Here is a 15385-nt window from a genome sequence, read left to right on the forward strand (position 1 = left end):
GGATGATTACATGTATAATATAAGTTTAGATGAAAAAGAAATTAATTTCAAGAACTTAGAGAAAATTATATATAAGCTTGTATGCCGACAGGCATGTGAAATGCTCGTAGAGCTATTAGAAAAATTAGATAATAAATTAATGAAAGAAAGAGATAAAGAAGAATATAGAAATAAAGGATTAAAGAAAACTACCATAAAAACAATAATGGGCGAAATTGAATATAAACGTAGAATATATCAATATACTACACAAGAGGGTAAAAGAGGTTACAAATGCCTTTTAGATGAATACTTAAAAATGGAAACCATAGGACATATATCTACAAATCTAGTAGAAAAAATAGTAGATCTAGCAACAGATGAATCATATAGAAAAACAGCAAATAAAATAACAGAAATGACAAACCAAAGTATAAGTCATTCAGCAGCTTGGAACATAATACAAAACTTAGGAGAACAACTAAAACAAAAAGAAAAACACGAAATAAAATTAAACAACGAAGAAAAATTACAAGGCAAAAAAGAAACAAAAATATTGTTTGAAGAAATGGATGGAGTGTGGATAAATATCCAAGGTAAAGATAAAAAGACTAAGGGAAAAGAGAAAAAAGAACTAAAATTAGGAATTTTTTATGAAGGCTGGGAGAAGAAGCATGAGAAAAAAGATAGATATGTACTAAAGAACAAAAAAGCATATGCAAGCTTTGGAAGTAGTAAAGAATTTAGAAAACTAAGACAAGCCAAAATAGCGAAACAATATAATACTGACGAAATAGAAACAAAAATAGTAAATGGAGATGGAGCAAACTGGATAAAAGAAGTTATAAAAGAAGACAATTCACACTTTCAATTAGATCCATTTCATAGAAATCAAGCAGTACTTAAGAACATAGAAGATAAGAAAAAGGCAAAAGAAATAATAAAGAAACTAAGCAATGGTAACATAGAAGAAGGATTAGAAATGATAACAAAACTAATGATAGAAAACAATGATAATCAAAAGAAAATGAAGAAATTACAGGCACTATATAATTACCTAGTAAACAACAAAGAAGGGATAGTGCTCTACAAACTTCGCCCAGACATAAATATGCCGCAACCACCAGAAGGAATTAAATATAGAAATCTAGGAACAATGGAACATAGCATATGTGATATATTAGCACAAAGGATGAAAGGGAATAAAACAAGTTGGTCAATACAAGGAGCCAGTAACTTAGCCAAGATACTAGCAGAAAAAGCAAGCAAAGAATTAGCAACAACAATAAAATCACTACTGAACAAAGAAATAAAAGAAGAAAAGCTTGAAGAAATAATAGAAAAAGTAGGATTAACAGCAGCAGAAGTAAATAAAAAGCCAAAGAAAAGCAAGATATACAAACACAAAAGAGCAAGCATGCCATTTAGTCAATGTTCAGTAACTAACGGAAGAAAAGCCATAAAGGACATGTTAGGTTGCAAATGTGCAAGTCAAATGAACCTAAGTTTTTAATATCTAATATATTATATAACTTAAAAGAATAAGCTAACATACGATACCTATGCTCTAATATAAGCCTAAAAAAATACAACATAATAGAGCATTAATACTGATGAATAAATAGAATTAGACCTAAAAATAGGGCTCTCAGACTTATTGTTATTCTATAATCATAAGTCTAGTATTATAGAATAACAATTTTGAAATCATTGTAAAGTATATGTAAATTTATTTTTAAAATTGTAGAAAGTATAAATAGAATACTCTTGCCCTATCGGGCATAAAAACATAATTAAAACAGCAAAATTGGATGATTAAATTTAAAAATAATAATTTTGCCAACTTTTACTTGACAGTATCTTATTTTATTATAAATTTGAAAAAAAGAAACAGATGTGTTATACTATGCATAGACAATATTTTGCAGTACAAGAAAATATTATTACTAAAGCAAATAATAGTATTAAACCAATAAGATGTGATAAGTATGGAATCAAAGTTTAGGATAAGCTAGTGTTTGAAAACGGTTTTTTTGCAGACTTATCTTTAGAAGAAGTAGTTGTCTTAATAAAATAAAAAGGTTGAGTCAAAGATTAGGTTAATGTTTTTGAGAACACCTAAAAATTAATGGGGGGTTAATTATGAAAAAATCAATTACATTATTTTTTGTAGCCATCATGTTATTAGGGTTAGCAACTACAGGGTTTGCGGACAATAACCAGCATAATATACCAACAGAAACTTTTAATGGCAATACCTTAAACTATGATGAATATGGTTAAAAGAAATAATGGAGTACGAAAAACAAGTTGGTAATTTAGTAGATAAGGTATCTGGAACAAAAAATTACTATTTAGTTCTTGCTGTATCTGAGGATGCAAATGATAGATCGTTGTTTGTTAATCAAGCAATGAAAATTTATGATGAATTATCTAAGGGACAAAGACAATTTCTAAATGGTTATTTGATAGGTTATTCAGAAGGTGTTGAGGATTATAGTATACGTGATTTTGTTGAGAGCAGAAAAGACAATTTGGATATAAATGTTAAACGAAAAGAATCATATAATCCTACTGAAGCCAAAAATTATGCACATAAATATTATAAAAATTATAATCTATCTGAGTATCCAAATTTAAATGGAATTGGAGGTGATTGTACTAATTTTGTTTCACAGTGTATATATAAAGGTGGGAAGAAAATGGATGACACATGGTATATAAAGAAATTAAACGATGATAATCCAGAACCTACTTCAAATGATGAGTTAAATGAATCATGGGATTTAGCAGATCCTAGTCCATGGATTAGTGCAAAAGAGTTTGGGAATTATTGGTCAGACAAAGCTTTAAAAACAAAAACGTATAAAGTGTCTGATTATTTAAATCTAAGTGATAAATCTATTTCAGGTTATGCGACTGGAGATGTAGTTCAAATAACAAAAAGAGCTATAATTAATTTTTATGGATATCATACAATGTTAATTACTAAAATAGATGATGATGATTTTCTATATACAGCACACTACAAAGATCGTAAAGATGCAAATTTAACCAGTGCACTAGAAAACTATAATAAATCAAAGTATAAAGTAAAGTTTTATGCAATGTGGTAATAAATAGATTTAGGTATAAGTATATTTATAAAAAATAATTAAGGTGTTGATAGTATGAAATATAAAAAAATAATCATTATTCTATTGATTATAATAATATTTGCAATAACATTTATAAAAAATGAGCAAAAATTTGTTTTTTTTAACTATTTAAAAGAAACATTTAATTCAGCAATTAATTATAAAATTAATGATTATACTGTGACTATGCGTATTCCTAAAAAAAGTTTTATTGCTGATTACGATATATCAATAAAACCACATGTTAAATATTATACTTTTCTATCCAAAGAAAAAATACAATTATTTCATGAAAATATAAAAGAAGAAATTCAAGGTCAGTATAGATTAGTTTTTACTAATGAAAATTTTGATATGTATTTAGACGATGAAAATAAATATTTAATTTTAATTCCGAACAAATTTAGCTTTTTAAAGAGTGAAAACATTATTAAAACAGTAATATATTATTTTCCGGGAAAAGAAGATATTAAAGAAATATTATTAAGCTAGTGAGATTTAAGTCTCACTAGCTTTGTTTTTGCAAATATAAACGAAAGGGCTCAGGTTTGAAATATTCCCTTACGTAAATGAGGAGATAGGTACTTTGTTTGAAGGTTAGAACACAAAATTAGCTAGTAAAAGTTAATAGTTTTTCATGAAAAACTATTAACTTTTTAGAATATGTACTAAGCCTAGTCATTTCTTATTGAAAATAATGGCTATATGGAATACAAGCAAATAAGATATTGGACTTTAAGAATACTGTATTTCTAACTAAAAAAATACATCCAAGTAGATAATTTTATTTTAATTAATTAGATTATCTACTTGAAAAGTATCATATCTGTTAGAATAAAAATCACAACAGAGCTGTTTTGTACTACTACAAAAGCAGAAATAAAGAATATACCTTTAACCTCCAAAGAAAAAGTCAAATATGTTGCTCAGTTCGCTTGTAGATGCTTTATATATTTCTGTGTATTTACAATTAGTGCAAGTTATTGTTGTAAATTTCTTATTTTGAACGTCAAACAATTTTGAAAGAGTGCCACCTGTTGCTTGAAATTGGTCAGTTTCATAAGTAGTATTTGAACATTTTGGGCATACCCAATTACCTCTTACCAATCTTACCACTCCTTTAAAATATAGATTTGGATTTTATAATAAATTAGATACTAAAATAAATATTCCTTTAATTAGTTTATGATAAATAGATGATGAACTTGCATAATTACTTTAAGGTCAAAATGTTGCAAATTATAAATTTTCTAACTTCGGTTTTTTGGACTTTTAATTAAATTTATAAGGAAAAAAGTCCAAAAAAAGTCGTATGAAAATTTAAACTTGCAACATTTAAGGAATATTTTATTATGCAATTTCCTTAATAAATAAAAAAGAAGGAATTAGTTATATATTATTGAAATTTTATAATAAACTTCAACAGGTTTTGGTATAAAGAAAGGATGAGATATATGTACAAAATATTTATCATTGAAGATGATATAAAAATGTGTAAATTAATTAAGGAATCTTTAAAAAAATGGTCTTATGATGTAAAACAGGTTTATGATTTTAAGGACATTCTCAAAGAATTTACTGAATATATGCCTCACCTTGTACTTTTAGATATAAATCTTCCATTTTATGATGGATTTTATTGGTGTAATAAAATAAGAAATATTTCTACAATACCGATAATATTTATTTCTTCAAGAGATACTGATATGGATAAGATAATGGGTATAACTTTAGGAGGAGATGATTATATTCAGAAGCCTTTTTCAATAGATTTTCTTACAGCAAAAATCCAAGCAATACTTAGGAGAACATATGCATATAGAGATGAAAACTTAAATCTAATCCAACATAAAGACATGATTTTAAATTTAGAGGAATGTGCGTTGTATTATAAAAATAATAAATATCCCTTATCACCAAATGAAAATAAAATTTTATCCCTACTTATGAAAAATGGAGGGAAAGTTGTAAAAAGGGATAGGATAATGCAATCTTTGTGGGATGATGAGAATTTTGTTGATGATAATACTCTTACAGTTAATGTAAATCGTTTAAGGAAGAAATTATCACAAATCGGATTAAAAGATGTTATCGAAACTATTAAAAGTGAGGGTTACAAGTTAAAATGAATTTTTTTAAGTATTTAAAGGAAAGAGTATTATTTCTATTATTTTATTTAATTAATATTATTTTTATAGTGAGCATAGTAGTTTTAGATGCTGATAGCAGAATGAGAGAGTCAAATATAAAATATCTCTTTACTGTTATGATGTTTTTTTTTGCTATTTATCTTACAATAGATTATATTATTCAAAAAATTAGGTTTAAAAATATAAAAAACTTTATAGAACAAAACCAGCCAGTATATGACAATTATAAACCTTCTTCGTTAATAGAAAATGAGTACATAGAGGCATTAAGGAAATTGCAAGTTAGTTATGACAGCCTTATAGAAAAGATAAAAAATGAAAAGCAAGACGAAATAGATTTTATTACTTCATGGATTCACAATATAAAAGTTCCAATATCAGTAATTAAACTTCAACTTGAAAGTAATTATGATGAGTTTGAAGATGAATTTATTAAAAGTATAGAAGAGGAAATTACAAAAATAGAAATGGATTTAGATAAGGTTATGTATTATATAAGGATTAATGATTTTTCAAAGGATTATGTAGTAAGAGATGTTACATTAGAAAAAATGGTTTCTCAATCGCTGAAACAGTATGCTAAGTATTTTAGTTATAAAAAGATAAACCTTACTCTTAGTAATTTAGATAAAACAGTGTTAACTGATGAAAAATGGTCATCTTTTATTATATCTCAGATTATATCAAATGCAGTAAAATATGTAGATAATTATGGAAATATAAGTATAAAGGGAGTAAATGTAGAGGGTGGTGTTTCACTAATTATTGAGGATGATGGTATAGGTATAAAAAAAGAAGATATAAAAAGAGTATTTAATAGAGGTTTTACAGGTTATATTGGCAGAGAAGGTAATAAGTCTACGGGTTATGGATTGTATTTAAGTAAAAAGTTAGCAGATAAGTTAGGGCATGAGCTTACTGTTAAATCAGAGTTTAATAAATATACCGCATTTACATTAACGTTTAAAAAAACGGATACTATCTATGATATCATCAATATGACAAAAATGTAAGTTTAGATTTTAAGATGAAAGATTAATCTATGGAAGATAGCATAAAAAACCTTTAATCTATATGTATAAAGATTAGAGGAGGTATATAAATGACTATTTTAGAAGTTCAACAGTTAAAGAAAATATATAAATCGAAAATGGGTCTAGTGCAGTATCCTGCTTTAAATGGAGTTAGCTTTGAAGTTTCAGAAGGTGAATTTTTAGGAGTTATGGGACCTTCTGGCTCTGGAAAAACAACATTACTAAATCTGTTAGGAACGATTGATAGCCCTTCATCAGGAAATATTTTAGTTGACGGAAAAGAAATTAATAATCTTAAGAAAAAGGAAATTGCAGAGTATAGAAGGAAAAACATAGGATTTATTTTTCAAGACTATAATTTGTTAAATACTTTAACAGTGAAAGAAAATATTATCTTACCCCTTGCACTTAATAATAGTGAGACAAAAGTAATGATGGATAAGGTAAATAAACTTGCTGATGATTTGAATATTAAAGCTATATTAGATAAATACCCATTTGAAATATCAGGAGGACAGCAGCAAAGAACAGCAGCAGCTAGAGCTGTTATAACTAATCCTAAGATAGTATTAGCTGATGAGCCTACAGGAAATCTTGATTCAAAATCTTCAAAAGAATTGTTAGATTTATTAAAGTTTTTAAATAAACAGTATAAAACAACTATATTAATGGTAACACATGATGTGTTTTCAGCTGCATATTGTGATAGGATTTTATTTATACGTGATGGAAAGATTTTTAATGAATTATTGAAAGGAGAAGATGAGAAAGAGTTTTTCGACAAGATTATTGATATGATGACTGTACTTGGAGGTGAAAGGTAATGAGTGTAACCTCTATAGTACTGAGAAATATTAAATTTAATTTAAAAAAATATGCCATGTACTTGTTTAGTATAGCTTTTTCTGTGTTTACTTATTTTACTTTTGTAAACCTTTATAATACTAGAGAAGTTATTACTGCATATAAAAATAATAGTAATGTACTTGCATTACTTAAAGCTTTTGCAGTTATTATATTGGTTTTTATTGTATTTTTCTTATGGTATTCAAACAGACACTTCTTAAAAAGCAGGAAAAAAGAGATTGCTACTTACGCACTATTTGGTATGCCTTATAATAAAATTGGACGTTTGATAATGCTTGAAAATCTCATAATAGGTGGTGTTTCAACTGCTATAGGATTGTTATTTGGAATTTTGTTTTCAAAGCTTATGACTATGCTGCTACTTTACATGGTAAATTCAGAGTTAAATATAGATGTGAAATTTGGGATAAGTTTAAAAGCATTGATGCAAACTATTGTGATATTTTTCACAGCTTTTATAGTGCTAGGTCTAAATGGATATAGAGTAGCATATCAAGTAAAACTTGTAGAATTGTTTAAAGCTGAAAAATTAGGGGATAAAAAGGTAAAGGGTTCATATATATTGTTTATTATTTCTATTATTTTAATATCATGGGGCTACTATATTGCTACAATAGATGATGCTATGAAGGTTGCAAGCAATACCCTTACAATACTAGGGCTTACAATATCAGGAACATATCTATTTTTCTATAGTGGTATACCAATAATAATAAGAATTATCAAGAAACGTAAAAAGTATTATTACAAAGGGAATAATCTGCTTGCTTTGACGCAGTTTTTATATAGAATACGTTCAAATACTGTTATGATGGCGACTATTGCTGTATTAAGTGCTGTAGCTATGACTGGTGTAGCAAGCACTTATGGTATATATTATTCATCAGAGAAGTTTGGCTATGAAGATAATATCTTTGATATGTATTATATTAATGATGGAGAAATTAAAGAAGACACAATAAATGAAGTGTTTAATTCTTTCTCTCAGCATGAAATTACAAAAGATTATTATCTTGATATTCTTACCGCTCGTGGAGTTATGAAGAAGAAAAATGTGGAAATGTATGGCGAAAACTTTGAAGTTTTCAATAAAGATGGCGATGATTTCCATGTGATTTCTGAAAGCTATTATAACAGCCTAATAAAGGAACTGTTTAGTTATATGGAGCAAGTGAAAATAGATGATGATAAAAACTGCGCTTATATTAGCAGCTTTATTGTTAAGGGTGCAGAGGAAGGGTTACTGTTAAATAATCAGATTACTTTTGACAATGGAATTAAATTAAGTATAACCAATTGCTTAGTTCAGCCAGGATTTGATTTTAATCGTAGATCTGCAACAATTGTGGTATCAGATGATGTTTATGATAAATTGACTCAAGATAATGTTCTTAGAAAAGCAGTTTCTATTAGAGGTATTATGTATACTAAAGCTACTAGATCAAGGGCATTAGTAGAAAAGTTCAAAACTGTATTACCTAATGATAAAGTGAGATTTTTCTATGATTCATATTCATATAATCTAAGCTACTTTGGTATTGTTATGTTTATAGGCATATTTATGGGAATTGTATTCTTACTTATTACTGCAAGCCTTCTATATTTTAAACAGCTTTCAGAAGCAGAATACGATAAACCATATTTTAACACTTTAAGTAAAATTGGTATAGATAAGAATAGAGAGAAAAAAATAATTGGGAAGCAAATATTTCCTGTTTTCATGCTGCCACTTTTAATAGGAACTATACACAGTTATTTTGCAATGCAGTCAGCAGAAACAGTAATAAGAAATGTGGATTTTACTATACCTATGATAATAATGTATGGGATATATATACTTATATATGGGGTGTTTTATGTTATAACTAAAAATCAGTACTTTAATGTCATAGAAAATAAGTGAAAAAATTGTAAAATGAAATATTCTATATTAAGAAATATTTTATTATGTAATTTCTTCAATTATCTAAAGCCAAATCTTCTAAGAAATTTTAATGTTACAGGGTCTTTTATTGACAAAGCTCCTACAGGGCATATTTCTTGACAGCAGCAGCATCTTATACACTTATTATGGTCAATGAATATTTTTCCATTATAGGTTATAGCTTTTGCTGGGCATTGATTTTCACATTTTCTGCAGTTTATACATTTGCTATAATCTACAAGAAGTCTTTGATTTATTAGCTTGGAAGTGATGTTTTTTATAAGTTTATTATCAATAAAATTTATTGATATAAGTGATGGAATTTGAAAATTATCTATTTTGCACTCATCTATGCTATTACCTTTTATATCAATTTGTGATAAATCTATGCCCGGTAAATCTAAATCCTTTGCAGCAAGAAATATAGGAAATTGATTAATATCTTTTCCTATTAGTTCTACTACTACTCTATCTAATGCAATAGGGTTATTGCTTGCTAAAGCAACATTAAAATTTCTAGGATTTCCATTTGTAGGACCATTTCCGTCCATGCCAATTATACCATCTAATATATGTAGATCAGCATTTACATTAAGACATATTTCTACAATTAACCTAGCAAATGTTGATAAATCTTTACCTGCAGCAAAATGCCACTGACCTTTTTCTTTTCCAACTACACAACCATATAAATTTTTTGTTGCAAGAGTTATACCCATTTGTGCATGGGATTTGAGCTTCGGTAAATTTATTATTCTGTCAAAAGATTTTAATTCTTCAGCTAAATATAAATTTTTGAACCTTGGATTTGAGATTTTATTGTTTACATCTACAGCAAATCTTTTTTCAAAATTAATTATATCCACATCATATTTTTTCAATCTGTCATAAAGACCTATTTTTTTTGCGACATCTTTTGCACTACCTAAACCAGGACTATCACCTATAGATACCTTACAACCATAGTCTATGAGTAATTCTGCTACACTTGCAATGAATTCTGGATGAGTAGTAGCAGCATTTTCTGGTGATCTCGCTGTGATAAAGTTTGGTTTTAATAGTACTTTATCTCCTCTTTTAATAAAGGATTCAAGTCCACCTATTAGAGATAAAAGTTTATTTATTTCTTCTTTTAAATTTTTATCGTAAGAATTAATTTTTAAAAGTCCTACTTCATTCATGTTATTCCTCCATATAATATCAACAGATATTTGTATTAATACAATAATTATACTATATATTTTTAAATTAAACAAAGTGAGATTTATTCATACTACTTTAGTTTACAAGTTTAAAATATATATTTGACACTATTTTTATACGAATGTAAAATTAATTAACAGGCACATAAATGGTTAAAAATTGTACAATTATTATTGAAATATGAATTTTAAATTTAAGATATAGCTGTGAAATATAATCTTTTTGCTATACATATATAAAATTAATTATTATGGAATCTCTTCATTTATGAGATAATAATTATATATTTGAAAATTAATAATTATTTTAAATATATGGTTTATGTAGGAGAAGAGGGATAAATATGAGTTATGAATTATATGGAGAAGAGTTAGGAAAATTTATATTAAATGCCACGAAAAATGAGATACAGGATGTATTGGAGAATGTTCATCCTGAAGATATTTTAGATGTAGTGAGATTGTTTGGAGATCAAAAGATAGAGTTACTGAGAAGATTACCTTCTAAAATCATACCTAATATAATTGAACAAGCAGATGATGACGAAAAATATGAATTGCTAAAATCTTTTCCTGAAAATGTTCAAAATGAAATAATAAATGAAATGGCTTCCGACGAATTAGTAGATTTGTTAGGTTCAATACCACCAATGGCTGCTAAAAAGCTTTTAAGTAATGTAAATAGAGATGATTTAGAGGAAATAAATGATTTATTAAAATATGATCCACATACTGCCGGTGGAATCATGGCTACAGAGTTTATTGCAGTAAGGGAATCAATGAGCATAGGTGAAACTTTAAAATATCTCCAAAAAGAAGCACCAGATGCAGAAACCGCATATTATGTATATGTCTTAGATGATAAGGAAGTATTAAAAGGTATAATTTCATTAAGAGATATAGTTACTAGTAATTTTGATGTTAAGGTACGTGAAGTGATGAATGAAAATGTTGTTAGTGTTCCTGTAGATATGGACCAGGAAGAAGTATCTTTGGTGTTTCAAAAATATGGATTTTTAACTATACCTGTTGTGGATGCCAATGACAGAATGTTAGGTATTGTAACTATAGATGATATCATATCTATAGTTCAAGAGGAAGGTACAGAGGACATATATTTACTTGGAGGGCTTTCAGAAGGTGAAAAAGTAGAAGATGGGTTGCTTATTTCAGTAAAAAAGAGGCTTCCTTGGTTAATGCTCAATCTTGGTACAGCAATACTTGCTTCTTTTATGGTAAGTTTATTTGAAGGTACTATTGCAAAGGCTGTTACATTAGCTGCTTTTATGCCAATTGTAGCTGGAATGGGTGGAAATGCAGGAACTCAGACATTAACTCTTATAGTGAGAGGAATAGCATTAGGAGAATTAACTTTTGAAAATGCGAAAAAGGTTTTGATAAAAGAAGTAGGAGTAGGGCTATTGATAGGAATAACTGTAGGACTTGCTATGGGGGGTATTTCTTATATTTGGAAAGGTAATATAGCTTTATCAATAGTTATTGGTTGCTCTATGATCCTAAATATGATAATAGCAACACTTTTTGGGGTTTTAGTACCAGTAATCTTAAAAAAGCTAAAAATAGACCCAGCATTAGCTTCAGGAGTTTTTGTAACTACTGCAACAGATGTACTTGGTTTCTTTTTCTTCTTAGGATTGGCTACGGTTTTTATTGCATATTTAGTATGATGATTTTAAGAATTATCATTTAAAAGGGTATCATTTAAAAGGGGGAAAACGATGAAAAAGAAATACATTATGGCTTTAGACCAGGGGGTGACAAGTTCAAGAGCTATATTATTTAATCATGAAGGTGAAATGGTAAAGGTAGCTCAAAAAGAGTTTACACAATTTTATCCAAAGGCAGGTTGGGTAGAACATGACCCAATGGAGATATGGGGTACGCAAAGCGGTGTTGCAAGAGAAGTATTAGAAACTGCAGGAATAAGACCACAAGAAATTGCTGCTATTGGAATAACAAATCAGAGAGAGACAACTGCTTTAGGAGCTGCTTTTTTAGCTGGATTAGCTGTGGGTTTCTGGAAAGATAGAAATGAGATATCGTCTATATGGATGGTAGAAAAGGTTTTTAATCCCAAAATGGATTATGAACATGTAAGAAAAATATATAAGGGTTGGGAAAAAGCTGTAGGAAGATCTTTAAATTGGGCTGAAGAAGAATAGTATATTCATTGTTAAAAAAACTTCAATGTATATGTTATAAATGATATAATGTAATAGGTATGAGTTTGAATATATTAAATGAGACAAAGGGAGGAAATATATGACCATAGCAAGTTTCTTAAAATTAGTAGAAATACAAACAAAAGTAGCAAGCGTTATTCCTTTTGCTTTAGGGTCTCTTTATGCTTTATTTAGATTTAATAAATTTAATACTAGCAATTTTATACTCATGTTTTTATCATTGATAGCTTTTGATATGGCTACTACAGCTATTAATAATTATACTGATTATAAAAAAGCTAATAAAACCCACGGTTATAACTATGAAGAACACAATGCTATTGTTAGAGACAATTTGAAGGAATCAACTGTAAGAATTACAATAGCTATATTACTAATTATTGCTATTGTATGTGGTTTTATATTGTTTTTAAATACGACGATTATTACCTTGCTTTTAGGCGGATTGTCCTTTTTGATAGGAATAATATATTCTTTTGGACCTATTCCAATATCAAGAACGCCTTTAGGGGAAGTGTTTTCTGGAATATTTATGGGATTTGTAATCATGTTTATATCAATTTATATTCATATATATGATATTGGTATCATTTCCTTTTTTATTGATGGAGGTATGCTTAGTTTTAGCGTAAATATTAAAGAAATAATTTATATTTTTTTAATGTCTGTACCTGCAATACACGGAATAGCAAATATTATGCTTGCTAATAATACTTGTGATATAGAGGATGATTTGGCTAATAATAGATATACTCTTCCAATTTATATTGGAAAGGAAAGAGCATTAAAATTATTTAAAATTCTTTATTATATTTCATATGTTGACATATTGATATTACTTGCACTAAGAGTTGCTCCTATTACGTCTTTGCTTACATTATTGACTCTAGTACCAGTAAATAAAAATATAAAAATATTTCATGGCAAACAAACTAAAAAAGATACATTTGTTGTATCAGTTAAGAATTTTGTTCTTATAAATGTAGGGCAGATATTTGCATTAGCTATAGCATTGATTTTGTAAGATAAAAATTAAGTTTGTAACTTTTTAATATAGAGAAATTATATAAATTTTTCTATGGGATTAAGAGGTCAGTAACAATATATTTTTAAAAGGAGTGATTATATTGTGAATTATAAAGTTCTTCATACTTGCATAAGAGTTATGGATTTAGAAAAATCGTTAAAATTTTATAAAGAAGCTTTAGGATTTGAGGAAAAACGAAGAAAAGATTTTCCAGATAGTGGGTTCACCTTAGTGTTTTTAAGTGATGCTTCTGGGAACCATGAAATAGAATTAACTTATAATTATAATCCTGAAAAACCTTATGAGATTGGAAATGGATTTAGCCATATTGGAGTTTCTGTAGATGACTTAGAAGCTTCTAGAGAAAGGCATATAAAAATGGGATATAAAGTAACTGAATTAATGGGTTTACCAGGTAATAAACCAAAATTTTATTTTATTACTGACCCTGATGGATATGAGATTGAAATAATAAGAGCATAACATTTTCTCATGTATCAGATTTTAACCTAAAAGCTTAGTGTTCAGCTATTATCATTAATTTTTTACAGTATCTATAATATTAAGAAAAGCATTTCAAATAGTTAAGAAATGCTTTTCTTAATATTATAGAAAATTATATAATTAGGTTAAAATATTTTATTATGCATTTCCATAGTTTACTCTAATTAAGAAAGGTAGTGAGTATTATGAAAATTAATGATTTTAAATTAGAAGTTTATTTTGGTAAATATGAGTTTACAGCACCATACTTATTGACTCAGTCTGATTGTGAATCTATGTCAATTAATGATTTGCTTAGTTATGAGGAAGGATCTAGAGAAAAGTTCTTAAATGTATGGCTTGGATATACTGAAGTCCCAGGGAACCCAGAGCTTAGAAAAATTATTTCAGGATTATACACTACAATGAAACCAGAAAATATCATTGTTCATGCTGGAGCTCAAGAACCTATATTTAACTTTATGAATGTATTGCTAGATAAAGGTGACCATATAATTAGTCAGTTTCCAATTTATCAGTCACTTTTTGAAGTAGCTAAAGCTATTGGGTGTGAGGTTTCAAAATGGCATATAGAACAAAAAGATAATGGTTGGACTATAGATATAAACCAGCTAGAGAAGTTGATTAAACCTAATACAAAACTTATTGTTCTTAACAGTCCAAACAACCCTACAGGGTATACTTTAAAAGAGGAAGAAATCGAAGCTATTGTAGAAATAGCAAAAAAACATGATATTTATGTTTTTTGTGATGAAGTATACAAGGGTATAGAGCTTGATGGTATTAAGCGACCATGGCTTGCAGATTGCTATGAAAAAGGTATATCACTAGGTGTTATGTCAAAAGCTTATGGATTACCTGGACTTAGAATTGGGTGGTTGGCGACTAAGGATTTAGATCTTATTGAAAGACTTATTAAAATGAAGCATTACACGAGTATTTGTAGCAGTGGACCATCTGAATTTTTGTCAATAGTAGCATTAAAGCATAGTGATGAAATTTTAAGAAGAAATTTAAATATTATACAAGAGAATCTAAAAATAGCTGAAGAGTTTTTTAATAGGCATAAAAGATTATTCCTGTTTAATAGACCTATGGCAGGGCCTATAGGGTTTATAAAAATGAACATTAATATTCCTATCGATGAATTTTGTGATAATTTGGTTAGTGAAAAAGGAATTCTTTTGTTACCATCTAGTGTTTATTCATTTCCTGGTCAGTACTTTAGGATGGGATTTGGAAGGAAAAGTTTCGCTGAAAGTTTAGCAAAATTTGAGGAATACATTATTGAAAACAATATAGATTGAGATGAATTGGCAATGCCTATATTAATTAGTATACAAAAAATAAAATAGTC

Annotated in this window: 14 protein-coding genes and 1 pseudogene; 13 read left to right on the forward strand and 2 right to left on the reverse strand. The window is 27.8% G+C overall.

Annotated elements, in window-relative coordinates; translation table 11 throughout:
- Positions 1 to 10: 10 nt before the first annotated feature.
- The 4 genes from ACZ41D_RS05625 to ACZ41D_RS05640 all read left to right on the forward strand — a co-directional run bounded on the left by ACZ41D_RS05625 (position 11) and on the right by ACZ41D_RS05640 (position 3608).
- Positions 11 to 1492 carry an ISLre2 family transposase gene (locus ACZ41D_RS05625; RefSeq protein ID WP_464150702.1) on the forward strand — a complete coding sequence of 494 codons (1482 nt, stop codon included), beginning with the start codon at positions 11 to 13 and terminating at the stop codon, positions 1490 to 1492.
- Between the two features lie 629 nt (positions 1493 to 2121).
- Positions 2122 to 2262 (forward strand): hypothetical protein, encoded by a 141-nt coding sequence (locus tag ACZ41D_RS05630; protein WP_464152945.1) that lies wholly within the window; start codon positions 2122 to 2124, stop codon positions 2260 to 2262.
- Between the two features lie 8 nt (positions 2263 to 2270).
- Positions 2271 to 3095 carry an amidase domain-containing protein gene (locus tag ACZ41D_RS05635; RefSeq protein ID WP_464152946.1) on the forward strand — a complete coding sequence of 275 codons (825 nt, stop codon included), beginning with the start codon at positions 2271 to 2273 and terminating at the stop codon, positions 3093 to 3095.
- Positions 3096 to 3149: 54 nt separating this feature from the next.
- Positions 3150 to 3608: a hypothetical protein gene (locus ACZ41D_RS05640; protein ID WP_464152947.1), complete on the forward strand. Its 459-nt coding sequence runs from the start codon at positions 3150 to 3152 to the stop codon at positions 3606 to 3608.
- 402 nt (positions 3609 to 4010) lie between these two features.
- On the opposite strand, the gene ACZ41D_RS05645 is transcribed toward ACZ41D_RS05640, so the two are convergent.
- Positions 4011 to 4223 carry a zinc ribbon domain-containing protein gene (locus tag ACZ41D_RS05645; RefSeq protein ID WP_464152948.1) on the reverse strand — a complete coding sequence of 71 codons (213 nt, stop codon included), beginning with the start codon at positions 4221 to 4223 and terminating at the stop codon, positions 4011 to 4013.
- Between the two features lie 347 nt (positions 4224 to 4570).
- On the opposite strand from ACZ41D_RS05645, the gene ACZ41D_RS05650 reads away from it, so the two are divergent.
- The 4 genes from ACZ41D_RS05650 to ACZ41D_RS05665 all read left to right on the forward strand — a co-directional run bounded on the left by ACZ41D_RS05650 (position 4571) and on the right by ACZ41D_RS05665 (position 9070).
- A complete protein-coding gene (locus ACZ41D_RS05650) occupies positions 4571 to 5245 on the forward strand; it encodes a response regulator transcription factor (protein WP_464152949.1) in 675 nt (224 codons plus the stop codon).
- Positions 5242 to 6279, forward strand: coding sequence for a sensor histidine kinase (locus tag ACZ41D_RS05655; RefSeq protein WP_464152950.1), 1038 nt, complete (start codon positions 5242 to 5244; stop codon positions 6277 to 6279). Before ACZ41D_RS05650 ends, ACZ41D_RS05655 begins: the two co-directional genes overlap by 4 nt.
- An 89-nt stretch (positions 6280 to 6368) precedes the next feature.
- Positions 6369 to 7124, forward strand: coding sequence for an ABC transporter ATP-binding protein (locus ACZ41D_RS05660; protein WP_464152951.1), 756 nt, complete (start codon positions 6369 to 6371; stop codon positions 7122 to 7124).
- The gene (locus tag ACZ41D_RS05665) at positions 7124 to 9070 is read left to right on the forward strand and encodes an FtsX-like permease family protein (RefSeq protein ID WP_464152952.1); all 1947 of its coding nucleotides are present in this window, start codon (positions 7124 to 7126) and stop codon (positions 9068 to 9070) included. The genes ACZ41D_RS05660 and ACZ41D_RS05665 overlap by 1 nt, the downstream gene beginning before the upstream one ends.
- A 59-nt stretch (positions 9071 to 9129) precedes the next feature.
- On the opposite strand, the gene ACZ41D_RS05670 is transcribed toward ACZ41D_RS05665, so the two are convergent.
- Positions 9130 to 10272 carry a DUF362 domain-containing protein gene (locus ACZ41D_RS05670; RefSeq protein ID WP_464152953.1) on the reverse strand — a complete coding sequence of 381 codons (1143 nt, stop codon included), beginning with the start codon at positions 10270 to 10272 and terminating at the stop codon, positions 9130 to 9132.
- Positions 10273 to 10637: 365 nt separating this feature from the next.
- On the opposite strand from ACZ41D_RS05670, the gene mgtE reads away from it, so the two are divergent.
- The 5 genes and pseudogenes from mgtE (at position 10638) to ACZ41D_RS05695 (ending at position 15335) form a co-directional block, all read left to right on the forward strand.
- The gene (mgtE, locus tag ACZ41D_RS05675) at positions 10638 to 11981 is read left to right on the forward strand and encodes a magnesium transporter (RefSeq protein ID WP_464152954.1); all 1344 of its coding nucleotides are present in this window, start codon (positions 10638 to 10640) and stop codon (positions 11979 to 11981) included.
- 51 nt (positions 11982 to 12032) lie between these two features.
- Positions 12033 to 12290, forward strand: a pseudogene (locus ACZ41D_RS05680) (FGGY family carbohydrate kinase); the annotation flags it as partial.
- A gap of 286 nt (positions 12291 to 12576) precedes the next feature.
- Positions 12577 to 13521, forward strand: coding sequence for a 1,4-dihydroxy-2-naphthoate polyprenyltransferase (gene menA, locus ACZ41D_RS05685; RefSeq protein ID WP_464152955.1), 945 nt, complete (start codon positions 12577 to 12579; stop codon positions 13519 to 13521).
- A 105-nt stretch (positions 13522 to 13626) separates the two neighbouring features.
- Positions 13627 to 14007: a lactoylglutathione lyase gene (gene gloA, locus ACZ41D_RS05690; protein WP_464152956.1), complete on the forward strand. Its 381-nt coding sequence runs from the start codon at positions 13627 to 13629 to the stop codon at positions 14005 to 14007.
- Positions 14008 to 14213: 206 nt separating this feature from the next.
- Positions 14214 to 15335, forward strand: a complete 1122-nt coding sequence (locus tag ACZ41D_RS05695) for an aminotransferase class I/II-fold pyridoxal phosphate-dependent enzyme (RefSeq protein ID WP_464152957.1) — start codon at positions 14214 to 14216, stop codon at positions 15333 to 15335.
- Positions 15336 to 15385: the final 50 nt, after the last annotated feature.

The organism is Brassicibacter thermophilus (assembly GCF_055378355.1).